Here is a 16,158-nt window from a genome sequence, read left to right on the forward strand (position 1 = left end):
AGGCGGGCGGGGGCCTTTGTGTTACCGCTGTTGATTTATCCTTCTCAGACCCATGTGTAGTTCTGGTCGGTGACAGGCGGGAGAAGGGGATTCCCGGGGTAGAGCTCGATCCGGGTCAACAGGTCCTTACGGAGCGTGCTCGCGGCAGATTTTCAGCGAGCAGGTTCGGCAGATCTGGCTCGCTTCCGCTTGTCCGAGTAGCTTTGCGTCGAACCACTACCTTCGATTTCAATAATTTCTGCGATTCTGCTCGCCAGTCGCTATATGCGCCGCGCCATCGCACGGTTGTTCATGATTGCGCTGGTCATGGCCAGCGGGCGATGCCACCCAATCGCTTGGAGCGGTTCAACTTGGGCGGATGCATCGCATCATACACATCAAGAAGCTGATATTTGACATATTGTCAAGCCCTTGTAGGAAGTCTTCATGCGCGGTAGCTTCCCGAAGATGTAAGGCCGCAGACAAGTCCACCGGTCAAGTCGCCTTGCCTGCGGCACATCTCGCGATGCACTGAAAGGATGCAATGCGTAACAGACTGTTGGGAGTTTTCGTAGCGATCCTGTTATCGATCCAATGGCTGGCGGCGCCCGCAGCCGCGCAGCCCGAGGCGCGAGAGAGTCGCACGCCGATCGACGTAACTTGGACTAGCGATTCAATCGACACTACACGCGACCAGGCACGCGCCGCCCAGAGCCAACGGAAGTCGCTTCCCGTTGCGCTGAAGGAAGCACAGGACACCATCATCAAGGACACCGCTGCGGAAGGTCGGCGTTACGATGTAGCCGACTTGGATGTGTTCGAGCTGACAGTGCCGGCGCAGAGGACCAAGGACGGCATTCAGCGCAGCGTCATCGCCACCGTGCCCAGGAGCTACGACCTTAAGCGAGTCCGGCTAGTGGAAGATGGCCCAGCGGTACTTGCGGTGGCAGAAGGTGCACCGGCGGATGCAGCGCCTAGCAACAGTGTTGGCACTACAGCAACCTGGAATCCCACAGATGGCGGAGACTTCCTCCTGACCATCAAGCGTGGTAGCGAATGGCTTGGGAAGCTCCACTCCATGTGGCAAGCCCAGAGCATCGAGGACGACAGCAAGACCGCCGATTGGCACGGTTACACCAACAAGGGCATCGCCACCCCCAACGAAAACCTGAGCGGTACGACCGACTTCGAGATAGGCAACGCAAGGCTTGAATCCACAGCTTATGACGAGGAAACCGCCAGCCATCCCGTGAACGTGGGCGGCCAGTGGCAGGACTATGATCCCGCCAAAGACTTCGAGGGGACTGTGACACAACCGAGTTCACCGCGACGGCCAACTTGGGGGCAGTGGGCCTAGAGGTTCCGATCAAGTTCGTCGACTGCGATGAATATTTCATTAAGGTGGACGAGGAACGGCCTTCGGATTACTCCATCGAGGTGGATCAGGGACAGTGGCTGAAGGATGGCCCCTACCAACTGGGGTTCGCCCTCGGACTCAAGACGAATGCTGACGTCAGCCTCAAATGGTGGCAATATGCCTGGCTTCAGTTGGTTGACCAGGCAATGGGTGAGGTCTTCGAATGTGGGACAGGCGGGACTTACATATGCGAGGTACAGAACCAGGAGAGAAATCGCGCAAGGCCGGATCGTGCACCTCAAGGCTAGGATAAGATGATCATGATCCAAGGCTCCACACGCGCCACGTTCAGCACTTATTGGCTGCTCGTTGCATTGACGTGCGGAGCCTTGGCTTTATCGTCCTGCGGGAATAATGGTGCGTATAACCATATGTCCCGAGAATCAATCGAGCGGGCGGTGCACGAATATGGAGGGCCGCTGCTCGTGCCGTTGTACGTGCCTTCAGGTTATCGGATCACGGGAACGGATTCGTTTCCACGGGCAAAGGCTGGTACGCACAAGCGATGTGTCCAATTTCAGCGAATCGAGACCGCAACAATTGGAGCGTTCTGCACTGAAAATATCGGCGACGACCAGAATCCATATCCATGGATCCCTGATGCACAGGTCCTGCGAAGAGAATTTCCCAGGGGGCTGCTGGTATATATCTTCACAACGGAACCCGAACCGGCCATCCTCAGGGATTGGGCCAATATTTCCTTCACGAAAGACCTAAATTCAGTCTCATGGTTCAGCCAGCCAGCCGAGTCATCATAGATGCTCCGCAGTAACGCCATCTACAGGGCGACTTGCTCTGAGGTCCAATGCCGTTCAGATAAGAAATGATCACGGTCCCGTCTGTGCGGTCGATGGCGTGGGCAAGAGTGCGACGGTCGGCGGTCCTGCGTATCGGGTGCCTTTGTCGGAGGGGCGTCGTTCGCGGTAGCTGCTCTTGCGAGAGCGTTTGACGGCTCGCGGGTAGGAACGGTGGCGGCGGTGCGGGTTGGTGTTCCGTCGGTGCGCGACCTGGTGGAGGGCCCGGTTCCAGGTTGCGTCGTGCGGCTCAGGGGGGAAAGGCCGCGCGGTCGGTGACCGAGCGGCGCACGATGCGGACGGTGCCCAGGAACTTGATCCGGTCGGGGTCGATGCCGGCCGTGGTGGCGGCGGTGCAGATCAGCGTGCATAACGCCCAGTGGGTGAGCAGGTAGGCCCAGATCTCCTGATAGGCCAGCTCGGGGGTACGGGAGCGCAGGATCCGACCAGGCCCGCGTAAGTGCGTCTTCAGCTGGTCGATGCCTGTTTCGGCCTCCCAGCGATCATGGTAGCAACGGGCCAGCTCCTCGGCGGTGGCCTCGGCTGGGTCGAGAATGCTGGTGATCAGCCGGATGTGCTCGCCTTTGCGGTCGGGCACGGTGTAGTCGACCACCCGGACGATCACCGCATCGTCGGGATCGAAGTCTCGGCCTTGGCGTGCTGCCTCGCGCAGCCGGTCCTTCTGCGACCGGCGCAGACCGGCGGGTTTGGTGATGACGGCGAGCCAGGACCCATCATCCAGGTCACGCAGCCAACACGGACGCAACCCGGCCTGAACCCGCCACAGCAGATGCGCGCCACTGCGACGGGCCTCGTTCCAGGCGGGAAAGCTGTAGAAGCCGCGGTCAGCGGTGAGCAGCATCTCCTTGCTCAGCCGTCGATACAGGGAGAAGGCGAGAGTCTGCTCGCCGGCCCAGCAGCCCGCCACATCGGCGGCCACGATGGCGTGACTCGCGCATTCGCTGATGGCGACCACCCGGGCCTGCGGGAACGCGGTCTCGTATCCGCCGGCGTTATCGCGGCCGAACTCGGCGACATTGGTTTCGGTGTCGGGCAAGTCCACGACGAACCCGTCGATCGCCATCACCCGCCGGCCCTTCAGCCACGCACCTGGCGTCGACTCGGTCGCAGCAGGCCGGGCGACCTGCTGGAACACCTCCTTGACCGGCTCAGGTCGCAGCCGCTGGCGGGCTTGAGTGATCGCCCCGCGGGTCGGCGCCTGCCAGCGCGCCCCCGGCACCAGCGCCAGCATGCCAGTCAGCTTCTCGGCGACTTCCTCGTAGTCGTCGTCCGGGTAGAGACACAACGCGATCAGCAGGTAGACGACCACATGCGCGGGGAGTTTGCGCACGCGCCGCTCCCGGCACCCGTGCGCGGCGATGGCCGCGTCCAGGGCCTGGCGAGGAATCAGCGATGTCAACGCACCAACCGCGACCAGATCCGTCAACCGCCCCGAACCACCTGTACCACCGGCCAAGATCATCGGGCGATGCTACCGGAAAGATCACTATCTAAACGGCATTGGGGCTGGGCAAGGGTAAGCGGAGACGGTTCTGCTCTGCGCGAAGCTGGCAGAACTCGAACGCGCCGTCGACCTATGGTGAGGTATGGCCTCATCCATGCCGTTGCGTCCAGCGATCAATCGGACCGCCTCCGAGCCGTCTCCGGCTCGCGAGCCGCTGTGGCGGCAGGTGCTCGGTGAGCGCTTGAGAGGGCTTCGCCATGAGCGGGGCGAGAAGTTGAGCGAGACGGCAAGCCGCGCCGGAGTCTCGCCGCAGTATCTCTCCGAGATCGAACGAGGCGTCAAGGAGCCGTCGAGCGAAATGATCGCCGCGGTCGCCGGGGCCCTGGATGTGACCCTGGTCGATCTGACCCTTGCCGTTGCCGAGAGTTTGCGGCCTGCTCAGCAGGGCGCGTCGAGAGGTGCCACCTGCTCGGCGGCGTATGCTCTGGCCGCGTAGCGCGGCTTGCCGGGGTTGTCCACGGGCCTATGAACGCTCCTCGATGATCTGATCGAGGAGCCCGTACTCCAAGGCCGCGGTAGCGGTGAACACGCGATCGTGATCGGTGTCGGCGCGAAGGGTCTCGACCGTCTGGCCGGTGTGCCGCGAAAGTATGCGCTCGATGTCCGCCCGGACACGTACGACCTCGTCGGCCTGCAAGATGAGATCGGGGATCGCTCCGCGCCCCTGGGCTGCCGGCTGGTGCAGGATGATCCGTGCGTGTGGGAGAGCGGCACGTTTGCCTTCGGCGCCCGCGGCGAGAAGTACGGCACCCACCGCGACGGCCTGTCCCACACAGGTCGTCGAAACCCGCGGGCGGATATGGCGCATGGTGTCGTAGATCGCGAGCATCGCGCTCGGGTCTCCGCCTTCGCAGTTGATATAGAACTGGATCTCCGCCTCGGGGTTGTCTGATTCCAGAAAGATCAGCTGCGCGATGAGAGCATTCGCGACGCCCGCGTCGATTGCGGTGCCCAGGTAGACGATCCGCTCGGTGAGCAGGTGCGAGTAGACATCCATGATCCGCTCGCCACGAGGGTTCGAGGCGATGACGTTCGGGATCGTATATGTGGTCACTGGCCGACTCCTTGGGTGACGCCGAATCCGAGCCGTGGGCGGTTTTGTGGCGCGATTTCGTCGAAGTTCTGCACGATGGCGTCGATGAAGCCGTAGTCCAGTGCTTCCTGTGCCGTGTACCAACGATCGTGCAGAGAATCCTCGAATATGCGCTCGACAGGCTGACCTGTGTCCTCGGCAATCAGACCGAGCACCGTGTCGCGCGTATGCCGAAGGTCGCCGGCCTGCAGTTCGATGTCGACCGCGGTGCCACCGATTCCCGCCGAGCCTTGGTGCATCAGGACTCGTGAGTGCGGTAGAGCGCGGCGCTTCCCACGGGCCCCCGACGACAGCAGGAACTGCCCGGCACTGTAAGCGATACCCAGGACGAGGGTCGATACGTCACAGGGAATGAGACGCATGATGTCGCGGATCGCAAGCATCGACGGGACCGAGCCACCTGGGGAATGAATCCACAAGGCGATATCGGACGACGCATCCTGCGTGGCGAGTGCCATCAGCTGGGTGGCCAGCAGCGTCCCATTGTCGTCGTCGAGAGGGCCGTCGAGAACGAGAACACGCTGCTCATAGAGTTCGCGTCTCATCCGTGGGTTGAACAGCGGAAGTTTCGATTCTTCGCTCATGCGTCCATCTTGTGAGGCGATCCGGACCCGTGTCGACACGATCTGCCTGGGGCAGATCTGCTCTGAGCAGCGAGAGCTGCTGAGCAGGGACAGCGCGATTACCGGCCGGTTCGGGGAGCGCGGTCCGGCTGCCGGGCCGGGTTCGATATTCGTATGGATATGCATGGCCAGGACGGTTTCGTTCGGCTCCACTTGGCGAGCCATACTTGTGGATCGTCTGGGCACTGATGTCCAGGTCGCGAGCCGGCTCGTGACCGTGCAGCCCGCCTCCCGCAGGTCCGGTCTCGAGTACGCGGCGATTACCAGAAACGTGAGCAGGGCCGGCCCCAGCGAGCTGAGACCTTGCGACCACGGCAACGCGACGGCTCGCTATGGCAGAGGCGACTGGATGCGATGGGCTCCGGCGAGGCGCTTGCCGAAGTGCCGCCAGAGGAAGGTGAGCAAGTGTTCGCGCGTGCCTCAGCTGAGCATTCGACACCCAGGTGACCGCCAAGCTGCCCGCCCTCCTGCGCAAGCATCACCCACGCCCTCATGGACGGCGGACACCACCTCGCCGCCACCGACACCGCACGCGGCGCAGCCCAACGCATGGACGCCGACCTGTCCGCACCCTCCCCGGACGACCTGTCCATCTACGGCTCACTGCTGCTGCGCGGAGCCATCGCCGCCGCCAGCACCGGCAACCGCCACAACACCGCCGAACTCCTCGACGAAGCCGCCGAAGCGGGAACCAGACTCGGCCACGACGCCAACCACATGTGGACCGCGTTCGGCCCCAACAACGTCCTGTGCCACCGCGTCAACGTCGCCCTGCGCTTCGGCGACGCCGGCACCGCCATCGACTACGCCCGCCAGGTCGAACTGGACCAGCTCCCGATCAACGAACGCAAGGCCACCCTGCTCCTCGACACCTCCCGCGCCTTCCTCATGCGCAACCAGCACGACCGAGCCCTGCACATCCTGCGCGCCGCAGGTGAGATCGCCCCCGAAGAAGTCACCGGCCGCCCCACAGCCCTCCGGCTCGTACGTGACATCCTGGCAACCGCTCCGATCAGCGTCCGCCGCGAAGCCCGCGAGTACGCGGCAACCCTGGGAGTCACCGCGTGACCCAACCCGGCAAGGTCCTCTACATCATCGTCTGCGCCGCAGGACCCGCCCCCGACGTCGGCCGCCTCGTCACCCTCGCCCAAGAAGCCGGCTGGACCGTCCAGATCATCGCCACCCCGCCCGCACTCGACTTCATCGACGTTGCCGAACTGGAAAAGCAGACCGGCCGCCCCGTCCGCAGCCATTACCGCAACGGCGCGCCGCGTAGCGCCATCCGCGCCATACCCACCGAACTCGCCGACCGAGCGCCGCATGAGACCGCTCCACCGCCGGTCTTCGCAAGGCCACTCAGGCCAGGACCCGGACCATCCACCGCCTCCTGAAACTCGATGGCAAGAGGACGAGCGGCAGCGCCATGATGTCCCGATGCACAAGGCGACTGCTTATCATGACGCACTCGGCGACCACTTCGCGGAACACGCAGGGACGAGCCCCTACAACGCCTACACCGACAGACCCGCGATGCTTCGACTCGCGGGCAATGTCTCCGGGGCCAGAATCCTGGATGTCGGCTGTGGAGCAGGCCACTATGCGGCCGAGCTCTCGGCCCGTGGTGCCCAGGTCGTCGGAGTCGAAGGCAGCGCCACACTACTGCGCCACGCGCAAGCACACGTGCACGGCCAAGCAGAACTATTCCTTCATGATCTCGAAGAGCCACTCGGTTTCGCCGCTGACGCATCCTTCGACGGAGCAGTCTGCGCCCTCGTATACGAGCACGTCAGAAACCGCGTGCAACTGCTGGGTGAACTACGCCGCGTCCTGCGTCCAAGTGGATGGCTCCTGATATCGACCACGCATCCCACAGCCGACTGGGGCCACTTCGGAGGCTCGTACTTCAGCCACGACTGGAGAGACCTCCCCATCGGAGACAGCAAGCTCTCGATCCACTACCAGCGCCTGCCACTGGAGACCTTCCTAAACGAGCTACTGGCCGCAGGGTTCGTACTTCAGCAGCTCATCGAACCGCGCCCCACGGCCGACCTCCGGGAAATCGACGAAGCCGCTTACAACAAGCTCCACCAAGCGCCATCCTTCCTTGCTGTAAGGCTCCAACGACCTTGAACACAATCCGGAAGCTCCATCTCGCCGACATAGGGAAGGGAAAGCCGGGGCCACGGGGACAAGGTGGAGCCCTCAACTGGAGGAACGACCTTGGCCCCGTGGCCCCGGCCTGCTCGGCTTGTCCCGGGTGGCACCGGGTCGGGGAGTTGCGGCATGGTCACACGCTCCAGGATGCATGATCGGGAAGACCGTCGTCTGACGACTGGCCTTTACTGGCCGCCGAGGTTCCGCAGGCCAGTTTTCGTATATCGACCTGTCCGCCCCTGATTTGCGACAATCACGCTGTGCGTCTCCTATTGAGGTCGGCCTTGGCCGGGTCCGCAGTGGCGGTCTTGCTGCTGCTCCTCCTCGCCTGGCCGACCACCGACTCGGATTCCGAGCTCAAGCTGGCAATGGCGTTTGCGCTGACGCCCTTCCCGCTCAGCATGGTGGCTGCGTGGTTGGCCCGCCTGCCCCACTGGCCGGCCGTTGGTCTGGTGGCCCCCTTCGTCATGCTGGCGGTCGTCGTCATCCAGCCGGACTATGACTCCTGGATGTCCAACGAGACCCTTGCATTCGGCATGCTGATAGGGGTCCCCGTGGTGGTCGGCTTCGTGCTCACGGCCCTGCTCTGTACCCTGCTCACACAAAAGACCGCATGCCCGGCAGGAGGAGATACGGCGTAGGGCGCAGATGGAAGCCCGATCACCATGTTCAGGCCTCCGGCCGTTCCCGGTCCCAGCGGTGGCCGCGCTTTTGTGATGTCTCAGGACATCGGAAACCCTCGAACCCCTGCTGCCTGGCTCCACCGACCGAGTATTGATCACCGCCGTGTCGGCCACCGAGGCCCTCGCCGCTCTCGCCGCGCGAGACGGCGCGCCGCCGACCGGATAGCGCCGCGCACGCTGGCCGTCATGCGTCATCATCGTCCTGACTGTGAACCGGCCAGCTCTGCGGCCTGCCGTCGAACTGGCCTTGGCCGCCTCGACAGCCTGGGTGAGGGGAGCTGTTTCCCGCTCTGGCGTTCCTCCTACGTGTTGAGCAGCATGACGGTCACCACCAGCAGCCGGGCGGCGGCCATCAGCGTGTCCGGCTGAACGCGATCCGGAGTCTCGGCCGGAGTCTGGTAGCCGGGCATGCCCATGCCGACACCGATCGAGGCCAGCCCGGCGGCGGCGTAGCGGCGGTTGTCGGAGGCCATCGCGCCCGCCTTCAGCGGCACGCCGGTCAGGCGGGCGGCCTGGTCCAGAGTGGCCAGCAAAGCGTGAGCGGGTCCGCCCGCCTCGACAGCGGCGGCCTCGTGCAGCTGTGCGGCACCGTCGAGGTTGATCACGAGCGTGTCCGGCGGCAGGGTGGCGGCGTGGTGGGCCGAGCCCCACGCGCCTGCCTCCTCGGCATCCAGGAAGGCCGCCGTCAGCTCCAGCGCCCCGGGTGGAGCAGCGGCCGCCAGCACTCGGGCGGCCTCCAGGACCGCGGCCACCCCGGAGGCGTTGTCCGCGGCCGCGGGCAGGCGCCGGTCGGGATCGTCGCCGACGCCGTCGTAGTGCGCGCTCAGCAATACCCGCAGCCCCTGGTTCACACCGACGGGCCCGTCGCCGTGACCGTCACCACCTCGGTGGCCGCGGGTCTCGGTGCGGGGAAAACGGGCGTAAACGTTGCGGCCTCGGGTGGCGATCTGCCGCAGCGGCATTGAGCCGGTCACCTGGACCAGGCCGTTGTCCTGGGCTTCGCCCAGATGCCGGTGGACCTCGGGACGCACGGCGATGACGGGCACCGCGCGGGCAGGCGGCCCCGCGATCATCTTGGGCATCCAGCCGTCGGTGTCGGTGCCGCGTACGGTCAGCACTCCGGCCGCGCCCTGCGCCTCGGCCAGCTCGCACGCTCGCCCCCAGGTGGTGGCGTCGGCCAGCACCCATCGGCCGTGCAGGCCGCTCTCCGGGCCGGTCTTGGGATCGGTCTCGGGGACCTTGGTCAGGAGGGCGGTGCGCGGATGTGGCAGTTCGGCGGAGGCCAGGTGCTCGACGAAGTCGCGGCGGTGCTCCAGGCGCCGCGTCCGCCCGGCGCTGCTCCATTCGAGCACGGGCGTCGCGTACAACTCGCGCACCCCTGCCACGTCGAACTCCGACAGCTGCACCTGCGCGCCCAGCCCGCCAAGTTGTTCGGCGAGCCAGGAGGCGGCGGCGCGGTTGCCGGGCGAGCCCACGCGCCGCCCGGCATAGCGGTCGCCGGCCAGCTCACGCACCGTGGCGTGCATGCGGGTGGCCGACACCGCTTCCACCAGGAGGGCCAGGTCCGGCCTGCCCTGGCCGAGGCGAGGCGCTGTGGTGGTCATCCGCAGCATCCGGCGGCCGGCTGGGAGCCGGCCTGAGTGCTGGCCGGAGCCGGTGCTTGGCCGCAGCAACCGCCCTGGGCGGCCTGACTGGCGGCGGCCGGGCTGCCGCAGCAGGCCGTCGCCGCAGCGGTCAGCTCCGTGGCCTGCCCGGCGCCGTCGGACTGCCGGCCGGTGGGGGTAGTAGGGGAGCCGCAGCAGCCTCCGGCGGCGGGCGGGGCGAAGGCCTCCTCCAGGTCGCCGAGGAAGCCGCCGCTGGTCTGGTTCGTCATCGTGGTCTCCCTGCCGAGCAGGGTGGATCGTCCACCCCAGCCATAAGTTAGATGGATATCTAAGCAGTCGCCACCATCTCACGTTGTTTCGATGCCCGTCAAGATAGATGAGAATCTAATTAGAGGTCGGTCTGGTTGCCAGGCGCGGCGCGAAGCGCACTACAGCTGGGTGGAGATCTCGGCGGCCAGCTGCCGGGCGGGCCGGCGCCGATCAACGTGGCCGAGGCGGGCCGTGGGCTCGGCCTTGAGCACGCCGCGGTCGCGGGCCTCGCGCACGGGTGGGACGGCGACGATGTCACCCAGGTCACCTCGGCGAGCGTGGACGCTTCGGCCAGCAGCTGGGCGGCGGAGTTGCCGCCGCCGACGATGACCACACGCATGCCGCGCAACGGCTCGGGGACGCGGTGGCCGGCGGTGTGCAGGTGCTCCCCGCCGAAGTCGCGCAGGCCGGGATGGTGCGGGATGTAGGGACGCCACCGGGTGCCGGTCGCGCTGATCACGACCGTGGCCTGCCAGACGCCGTGACCGGCCTCGACCAGGAGGTGACCGTCGCCGCGCCGCGCCGCGTGCACCGTCACCGGGCGCAGCACCGTTAGGTCGTAGCGGCGTTCGTAGTCGGCCAGGTAGGCGACGACCTCGGCCGCGCTCGGGTAGCCCCCACCGGGGGATGGGCATCATGCGGCCGGGCAGTGAGCTGTGTTGAGCGGGCGAGAACATGCGCAGACTGTTCCAGGCGTGCCGCCACGCGCCGCCGGCCCTGTCCTGGGCGTCGAGGATGACGAAGTCGGTTTTCGCCGGGCGCAGGTAGTACCCGGCGGCCAGGCCCGCCTGCCCGCCGCCGATCACCAGGACGTCGACGGGCCGGGGGCGGCCGTCATGCGGGCAGCAGCTCCAGCTCGGTGCTTCCCGCGGCAGGCCCAGGGGTCAGCTGAGGGCCGGGTCCGGGAGAGGGCTCCGTGAGCGGGGTGAACAAGGCTCCGAGCCTGTTCACCGCCTCGGGGATGATGCGGTAGTAGACCCAGGTGCCGCGCCGTTCGCCGTCGATCAGCCCGGCCGTGCGCAGCACCTTGAGGTGGTGGGAGATGGTGGGGGCGGTCAGGTCGAAGGTGCCGGTCAGGTCGCACACGCAGGCCTCGCCGCCGGCGTGGGAGCCGATCATCGACAGCAGGCGCAGCCGTACCGGGTCGGCGACCGCCTTGAGCATGACGGCGAGCTCGGCGGCGGCGTCCTCGGCCAGCGGTTCGCGGGCGATCGGGGCGCAGCACTGGCCGGCGGGGACGGTCATGACAACCCTCCTGATTAGAAGTCTGTCGAAATTATAAGCGGTGGTAGGCCACCAGCGCGAACGCGGCGATCGCGCAGGCGGCGGCCACCGCGCCCATCACCCAGCCATACCCTGCGGCCTGGGCGAGGGCGACCGCGCCGAGCGGGGCCAGCGCCTTGTCGGCGACGGAGAAGACGGCGATGCGGCCGGCCAGCGAGGCGTAGGCGGCGGTGCCGTAGCGGCCGACCAGCAGGTGCGGCAGGGTGATGGAGGCGATGCCGAAGCCGAGCCCGAACAGCAGCACCGCGCCGATCGCGCCCGCCACGCTACGCCCGATCAGCGGCAGGAGGAGGGCGGCCACGCCTTGCAGGGCGAAGATGGCGGCGGCGATGAGGGCGGCGGGCAGCCGGGTCTGCAGGCCTGTGGTGACCAGTCTGCCGGTCACTGACAGCACGCCCAGCAGCCCGGCCAGGGTGGCGGCCAGCACGGGTGAGTGGCCCAGGTGGATCAGGTAGGTGATGAGCAGGACCGCCACGGTGGCGACCGCGCCGCCGTTGGCGGTGAAGGCGATCACCAGCAACCAGAACGGCCGCCGGCGGGTGGCCGCCTTGACGATGTCGGCCCGCTCCCGCGCCGCGGCGGACGCCTGCGTGCTTGCCGTACGGGTGCGGCGGCGCAGTACGAGGGCGTGCAGCGGGATCGCCGCCATCCCGTAGACCAGGGCCAGGATCGCCAGCGCCGTACGCCAGCCGTACCGGTCGACGAGGAGGCCGGTGAGCGGCAGGAAGATCGAGGAGGCGAACCCGGCGACGATGGTCAGTGCCAGCAGCCCGTTCGCCCGGCCGCGCTCGTTGCCGGCGTAGAGGGAGACGATGACGGCGAAGGCGGCCTCGTACAACACCATGGAGCAGGCGACGCCGACGAGCGCGAACACCGCGTACAACTGCGGCAGGCTCTCCACCCTGGACCAGGCCAGCACCGCTGCGGCGCCCAGCAACGACCCCGCCGTCATCAGCGCGCGCCCGCCGCGGACGTCCAGCAGGCGGCCGACCAGCGGCGCGCACAGGGCCGCGATCAGGATGGACAGGGTGAGGGCGGCGGCGACCTGTGTGTTGGTGGCGTGCAGGTCGCGCGCCATCGGGGCGAGGAAGACGGAGAAGGCGTAGTAGAGCACGCCGTAGCCGATGGTCTGGGTGATGGCCAGCGCAGCGACGACCCGCCGGCCATGTCCGGAACGCGGCGGACCGCCGCCCTGCTGTTCGAGGGCGGCGGTCTCGGCGGTGGAACTCATGCCGGACAGGCGATCAGCGCGCGGCCTTCAGCCGTGGTCGCCCACCCGCCTGCGTGGGTCTCGGTGATGAAGCCTTGGGCTTGCAGACGCCAGGCGAGCGTTCCCGCCATTCGGGCGATCGCCGGCGCGTATCCGGGGTTGGTGCTGGGCCTGCGGGCGGCGACCAGTTCGTCGGCCAGCCGGTGGGCGGGCATCGGCTCGTGGTCGCAGATTAGGCGCAATGCCTCCTTCTGGGCGGCGGTGGGGTAGCCGTCGGACATCGGGGTTGTTCCTTTCACCCGCAGCAGCCGCCGCCGGACTCGGCGGTGGCGGTGGCGGTGGCGAGGGGAAGCGGGGTGGACAGCAGGCCGCCGCTGATGCCGGTGGCCAGGCCGACCCGCTGCTCCTGGGCCTCGGCCAGGTTGGAGGAGCACACGCCGGTCTCGGGCAGGTCGAGCTGGACGTCGCGGGCGGCATCCCAGTCCCCGGCCAGGGCGGAGACCACGGAGCGAACCTGCTCGTACCCGGTGGCCATGAGGAACGTGGGGGCGCGGCCGTAGCTCTTGACGCCGACCGCGTAGTAGCCGGGCTCGGGGTGCGCGAGCTCGTCCACGCCGTGGGCGGGGACGGTGCCGCAGGAGTGCTGGTTGGGGTCGATCAGCGGGGCCAGGGCGCGGGTGGAGCCGAGCACCGGGTCGAGGTCGAGCCGGAGTTCGGCGGCGATGGAGTGGTCGGGGCGGTAGCCGGTGGCCGACACGATCCGGTCCACGGTGACGCTCTGCTCGTGCCCGGACGGGTCGCGGCTGACCACCTCGACGCCCTGGTCAGTGGCGTTGACGCGGTGGGCGAAGAAGCCGGTCAGCAGGGTGATGCGGCCGGATTCGACGTGGGCGCGCAGCCGGGTGCCGAGCGCCCCGCGGGCCGGAAGCGCGTCGGCGTCGCCGCCGCCGTAGGTGCGGCTCGCGCTGCCACCGCGGATCGCCCAGGTGATCGGCGTGTCCGGCAGCTCGGCCAGGGCCAGCAGGGTGGTGGCGGCCGAGTGCCCTGCCCCGACCACCAGCGTGTGCTTGCCCTCGTAGCGGTCACGGTCCGCGCCGAGCACGTCGGGCAGGGCGTGGTCGACGAAGACCGCACCCTCGCCGTGCGCGGGCAGGCCGCTCGCCCCGAGCACGTTCGGACTGGTGTAGGTGCCGGACGCGTCGACGATCGCGCGCGCCTGCAGCTCTTCGCCGCTCTCCAGGCGGATCAGGAACGGCACCTCCTCCCGGCCTGCCGTGCGTACCCGGTCGTAGCCGAGGCGGCTGATCGCGGTGACCTTCACGCCGAGGCGCACCCTGTCACCGAACAGCTTGGCCAGCGGGGCGAGGTAGTCATCGATGAGCTCGGCGCCGGTGGGTAGCCACTCGCCGTCCGGAGCGGTCCAGCCGTCGGCCTCCAGGAGACGGCGGGCGGCTGCGTCGACGTTGTACTTCCACGGGCTGAACACCCGAACGTGGCCCCACTGGGCCACCGAGGCGGCGACGCGGTCGCCGGCTTCGAGGATCGTGAAGTCGATGCCGCGCTCCGCCAGGTGGGCGGCGGCGGCCAGGCCGACCGGGCCGGCGCCGATCACGACGACCGGCAGCGCGCCGGTCTGCCCGGGGGTGGTCTGCTGAGGGGTGGTGAACGGCTCGATCTCGATGGCGGTGGTGCCACAGCAACGGTCACTCATGACGGCTCTCCAGATGGCGCGCGGGTCAGCGGAAGGACAGGGACGACAGGGCGGAGGTGCGGGCGCGCTCGATGGCGGCCTCAGCGCGGCAGGTGCGGTCGCACACCTCCGAGGTCGCCTCGTTGAAGGTGACGCCCGAGATGTCCCCCGAGATGCCAGCGGGGCGGCGCAGGCGGGTGAGCAGAGCGCGCATCGCGCACCTCCTGAATAGAAGCTCATCTAAACAGCTCAGATTCTGAACCATTGATTAGAGGATTGTCAAATTAGACGAGAGCCTAAGCTGGGACGTGTGGCCGCTTCCGGCCCGGTCAGCCGCAACCGCCGGCGGAGGGGTCATCGCCCGGCGGGCAGCACGCGGCCAAAGCGGCCTGCAGGTCGGCCAGCGCCTGTCGCGCCCCGTCGGGGTTGGCGCGATAGTAGACGGTCTTCCACTCGCGCCGGGAGGTGAGCACCCCGCCCTCGCGCAGCGTCGCCAGGTGTGTGGAGGTGGCCGACTGGGCCAGCGACAGGCGCTCGGCCACCTGGCTCACGGTCAGCTCCACCCCGCCCTCGAACAGGAACAGGATCTGCTGGCGGGTGTCGCTGGCCAGTGCCTTGAGGAAGCCGCGCGCCGCGTCGGTGAGCTGGATGCCGCTGCCTGCCGTCTGCATGGCACGACTCTACCGTATTGTCATTTCTGGATATGAGGATATGATTCGGCGGCATGGACACCATCGTCATCGGCGCCGGCCAGTCCGGCCTGGCCGCCGCCCGCGCCCTGCGCGCCGCCGGTCGCACGCCCGTCATCCTCGAAGCCGGCCCGACGCCCACCGGCTCGTGGAGCAGCTACTACGACAGCCTCACCCTGTTCTCGCCCGCCCGCTACAGCGCCATGCCCGGCCAGGACTTCCCCGGCGACGACGACCATTACCCCACCCGCGACGAAGTCGTCGCCTACCTGCAGCGCTACGCCGACGGCCTGGACGCTGAGATCCGCACCGGCATCCGCGTCACCGCGGTGGAGGGCGACGGCGCAGGCGGCTTCCTGGTGCACACCGCCGCAGGGGAGACGCTGCGCGCCATGGGTGTGATCGCGGCCAGCGGCTCCTTCGGCAACCCCTACATCCCCGCCATACCGGGCCAGGACGGCTTCACCGGGCAGGCCCTGCACGTGGCCGACTACCGCAGCCCCAAGCACTACGCCGGGCAGCGCGTCGTGGTGGTCGGCGGCGGCAACTCCGCCGTCCAGGTCGCCTACGAACTGGCCGAGGTGGCCGACGTCACGATCGCCTCCCGCCAGCCGCTGCAGCTCATGCCGCAGATCGTCGGCGGCAAGGACGTGCACTACTGGCACACCACCACCGGCTTCGACCAGCTCCCGCCCGCCTGGCTGGCCCGCGTCGCCAGCGGCACCCTGGTCATGGACACCGGCGACTACGCCGCCGCCCTGGCCGACGGCCGCCTGCAGCGCCGTGCGATGTTCTCCGCCTTCGACGGCGACCAGGTGGTGCGGGCCGGCGGCGAGCGTGAGCGCGTCGATGCGGTGATCTACGCGACCGGCTACCTGCCGCACCTGGACTACCTGGCTCCGCTCGGCGCCCTCGACGAAACAGGGCTGCCCCTGCACGCGGGCGGCCTGTCCACCACCCACCTCGGGCTCGGCTACGTCGGACTGGAGTTCCAGCGCTCCTTCGCCTCCAACACCCTGCGTGGCGTGCACCGCGACGCCGAACACGTGGCGGCGCCGATCGCCGCCTACGCCGGCGGCGTCCTGGCTGCCTACGGCCTGTGAC

General features: G+C 67.8%; 18 protein-coding genes and 2 pseudogenes. 7 read left to right on the forward strand and 13 right to left on the reverse strand.

Going from position 1 to position 16,158, the window contains the following annotated elements; genetic code table 11:
- Nucleotides 1-523 precede the first annotated feature (523 nt).
- On the forward strand, nucleotides 524-1,336 hold the full coding sequence (locus ABGB01_RS39085; protein WP_347778773.1) for a hypothetical protein: 813 nt from the start codon (nucleotides 524-526) through the stop codon (nucleotides 1,334-1,336).
- Nucleotides 1,337-2,440: 1,104 nt separating this feature from the next.
- Here the strand turns inward: ABGB01_RS39085 and ABGB01_RS39090 are convergent.
- Nucleotides 2,441-3,673, reverse strand: a complete 1,233-nt coding sequence (locus ABGB01_RS39090) for an IS4 family transposase (protein WP_347778774.1) — start codon at nucleotides 3,671-3,673, stop codon at nucleotides 2,441-2,443.
- 124 nt (nucleotides 3,674-3,797) lie between these two features.
- Here ABGB01_RS39090 and ABGB01_RS39095 point away from each other — a divergent pair, with 124 nt between their 5' ends.
- On the forward strand, nucleotides 3,798-4,151 hold the full coding sequence (locus ABGB01_RS39095) for a helix-turn-helix transcriptional regulator (RefSeq protein WP_347778775.1): 354 nt from the start codon (nucleotides 3,798-3,800) through the stop codon (nucleotides 4,149-4,151).
- Between the two features lie 27 nt (nucleotides 4,152-4,178).
- Here the strand turns inward: ABGB01_RS39095 and ABGB01_RS39100 are convergent, their stop codons facing one another.
- Complete coding sequence (locus ABGB01_RS39100; protein ID WP_185101837.1) at nucleotides 4,179-4,769, reverse strand: ATP-dependent Clp protease proteolytic subunit; 591 nt, start codon at nucleotides 4,767-4,769, stop codon at nucleotides 4,179-4,181.
- Nucleotides 4,766-5,584 carry an ATP-dependent Clp protease proteolytic subunit gene (locus ABGB01_RS39105; RefSeq protein ID WP_347778777.1) on the reverse strand — a complete coding sequence of 273 codons (819 nt, stop codon included), beginning with the start codon at nucleotides 5,582-5,584 and terminating at the stop codon, nucleotides 4,766-4,768. The genes ABGB01_RS39100 and ABGB01_RS39105 overlap by 4 nt, the downstream gene beginning before the upstream one ends.
- A 339-nt stretch (nucleotides 5,585-5,923) precedes the next feature.
- On the opposite strand from ABGB01_RS39105, the gene ABGB01_RS39110 reads away from it, so the two are divergent.
- The 4 genes and pseudogenes from ABGB01_RS39110 to ABGB01_RS39125 all read left to right on the forward strand — a co-directional run bounded on the left by ABGB01_RS39110 (nucleotide 5,924) and on the right by ABGB01_RS39125 (nucleotide 8,226).
- A complete protein-coding gene (locus tag ABGB01_RS39110; RefSeq protein ID WP_347778778.1) occupies nucleotides 5,924-6,499 on the forward strand; it encodes a hypothetical protein in 576 nt (191 codons plus the stop codon).
- Nucleotides 6,496-6,708 (forward strand): annotated as a pseudogene (locus tag ABGB01_RS39115) (flavoprotein); the annotation flags it as partial. The gene ABGB01_RS39110 and the pseudogene ABGB01_RS39115, both read left to right, overlap by 4 nt.
- 157 nt (nucleotides 6,709-6,865) lie before the next feature.
- A complete protein-coding gene (locus ABGB01_RS39120; RefSeq protein WP_347778779.1) occupies nucleotides 6,866-7,561 on the forward strand; it encodes a class I SAM-dependent methyltransferase in 696 nt (231 codons plus the stop codon).
- A gap of 332 nt (nucleotides 7,562-7,893) precedes the next feature.
- On the forward strand, nucleotides 7,894-8,226 hold the full coding sequence (locus tag ABGB01_RS39125) for a hypothetical protein (protein WP_347778780.1): 333 nt from the start codon (nucleotides 7,894-7,896) through the stop codon (nucleotides 8,224-8,226).
- A gap of 344 nt (nucleotides 8,227-8,570) precedes the next feature.
- On the opposite strand, the gene ABGB01_RS39130 is transcribed toward ABGB01_RS39125, so the two are convergent.
- From ABGB01_RS39130 to ABGB01_RS39175, 10 genes and pseudogenes are all read right to left on the reverse strand, one after another.
- A complete protein-coding gene (locus tag ABGB01_RS39130) occupies nucleotides 8,571-9,872 on the reverse strand; it encodes a M28 family peptidase (protein WP_347778782.1) in 1,302 nt (433 codons plus the stop codon).
- Complete coding sequence (locus ABGB01_RS39135; protein WP_347778783.1) at nucleotides 9,869-10,141, reverse strand: hypothetical protein; 273 nt, start codon at nucleotides 10,139-10,141, stop codon at nucleotides 9,869-9,871. The genes ABGB01_RS39130 and ABGB01_RS39135 overlap by 4 nt, the downstream gene beginning before the upstream one ends.
- A gap of 119 nt (nucleotides 10,142-10,260) precedes the next feature.
- Nucleotides 10,261-10,764: an NAD(P)-binding domain-containing protein gene (locus ABGB01_RS39140; protein ID WP_347778818.1), complete on the reverse strand. Its 504-nt coding sequence runs from the start codon at nucleotides 10,762-10,764 to the stop codon at nucleotides 10,261-10,263.
- Between the two features lie 166 nt (nucleotides 10,765-10,930).
- A pseudogene (locus ABGB01_RS39145) lies at nucleotides 10,931-10,987 on the reverse strand (hypothetical protein); the annotation flags it as partial.
- A gap of 28 nt (nucleotides 10,988-11,015) precedes the next feature.
- A complete protein-coding gene (locus ABGB01_RS39150) occupies nucleotides 11,016-11,426 on the reverse strand; it encodes a metalloregulator ArsR/SmtB family transcription factor (protein WP_347778784.1) in 411 nt (136 codons plus the stop codon).
- Nucleotides 11,427-11,457: 31 nt separating this feature from the next.
- Nucleotides 11,458-12,696 carry an MFS transporter gene (locus ABGB01_RS39155; RefSeq protein WP_347778785.1) on the reverse strand — a complete coding sequence of 413 codons (1,239 nt, stop codon included), beginning with the start codon at nucleotides 12,694-12,696 and terminating at the stop codon, nucleotides 11,458-11,460.
- Nucleotides 12,693-12,956 carry a hypothetical protein gene (locus ABGB01_RS39160; RefSeq protein WP_347778786.1) on the reverse strand — a complete coding sequence of 88 codons (264 nt, stop codon included), beginning with the start codon at nucleotides 12,954-12,956 and terminating at the stop codon, nucleotides 12,693-12,695. Before ABGB01_RS39160 ends, ABGB01_RS39155 begins: the two co-directional genes overlap by 4 nt.
- Nucleotides 12,957-12,970: 14 nt before the next feature.
- A complete protein-coding gene (locus ABGB01_RS39165; RefSeq protein WP_347778787.1) occupies nucleotides 12,971-14,386 on the reverse strand; it encodes an FAD-dependent oxidoreductase in 1,416 nt (471 codons plus the stop codon).
- A 25-nt stretch (nucleotides 14,387-14,411) separates the two neighbouring features.
- Nucleotides 14,412-14,579, reverse strand: a complete 168-nt coding sequence (locus ABGB01_RS39170) for a hypothetical protein (protein WP_347778789.1) — start codon at nucleotides 14,577-14,579, stop codon at nucleotides 14,412-14,414.
- A gap of 115 nt (nucleotides 14,580-14,694) precedes the next feature.
- Nucleotides 14,695-15,036, reverse strand: coding sequence for a metalloregulator ArsR/SmtB family transcription factor (locus ABGB01_RS39175; protein ID WP_347778791.1), 342 nt, complete (start codon nucleotides 15,034-15,036; stop codon nucleotides 14,695-14,697).
- A 53-nt stretch (nucleotides 15,037-15,089) separates the two neighbouring features.
- On the opposite strand from ABGB01_RS39175, the gene ABGB01_RS39180 reads away from it, so the two are divergent.
- Nucleotides 15,090-16,157, forward strand: a complete 1,068-nt coding sequence (locus tag ABGB01_RS39180) for an NAD(P)/FAD-dependent oxidoreductase (RefSeq protein WP_347778793.1) — start codon at nucleotides 15,090-15,092, stop codon at nucleotides 16,155-16,157.
- Nucleotide 16,158 lies beyond the last annotated feature (1 nt).

The organism is Nonomuraea sp. B5E05, assembly GCF_039880665.1.
GTDB lineage: Bacteria > Actinomycetota > Actinomycetes > Streptosporangiales > Streptosporangiaceae > Nonomuraea.

Coding starts and splice junctions, on each gene's coding strand:
- ABGB01_RS39085 (WP_347778773.1), top strand. CDS start 524: ATGCGTAACAGACTGTTGGGAGTTTTCGTAGCGATCCTGTTATCGATC.
- ABGB01_RS39090 (WP_347778774.1), bottom strand. CDS start 3,673: ATGATCTTGGCCGGTGGTACAGGTGGTTCGGGGCGGTTGACGGATCTG.
- ABGB01_RS39095 (WP_347778775.1), top strand. CDS start 3,798: ATGGCCTCATCCATGCCGTTGCGTCCAGCGATCAATCGGACCGCCTCC.
- ABGB01_RS39110 (WP_347778778.1), top strand. CDS start 5,924: ATGGACGGCGGACACCACCTCGCCGCCACCGACACCGCACGCGGCGCA.
- ABGB01_RS39120 (WP_347778779.1), top strand. CDS start 6,866: ATGCACAAGGCGACTGCTTATCATGACGCACTCGGCGACCACTTCGCG.
- ABGB01_RS39130 (WP_347778782.1), bottom strand. CDS start 9,872: ATGACCACCACAGCGCCTCGCCTCGGCCAGGGCAGGCCGGACCTGGCC.
- ABGB01_RS39135 (WP_347778783.1), bottom strand. CDS start 10,141: ATGACGAACCAGACCAGCGGCGGCTTCCTCGGCGACCTGGAGGAGGCC.
- ABGB01_RS39150 (WP_347778784.1), bottom strand. CDS start 11,426: ATGACCGTCCCCGCCGGCCAGTGCTGCGCCCCGATCGCCCGCGAACCG.
- ABGB01_RS39155 (WP_347778785.1), bottom strand. CDS start 12,696: ATGAGTTCCACCGCCGAGACCGCCGCCCTCGAACAGCAGGGCGGCGGT.
- ABGB01_RS39160 (WP_347778786.1), bottom strand. CDS start 12,956: ATGTCCGACGGCTACCCCACCGCCGCCCAGAAGGAGGCATTGCGCCTA.
- ABGB01_RS39165 (WP_347778787.1), bottom strand. CDS start 14,386: ATGAGTGACCGTTGCTGTGGCACCACCGCCATCGAGATCGAGCCGTTC.
- ABGB01_RS39170 (WP_347778789.1), bottom strand. CDS start 14,579: ATGCGCGCTCTGCTCACCCGCCTGCGCCGCCCCGCTGGCATCTCGGGG.
- ABGB01_RS39175 (WP_347778791.1), bottom strand. CDS start 15,036: ATGCAGACGGCAGGCAGCGGCATCCAGCTCACCGACGCGGCGCGCGGC.
- ABGB01_RS39180 (WP_347778793.1), top strand. CDS start 15,090: ATGGACACCATCGTCATCGGCGCCGGCCAGTCCGGCCTGGCCGCCGCC.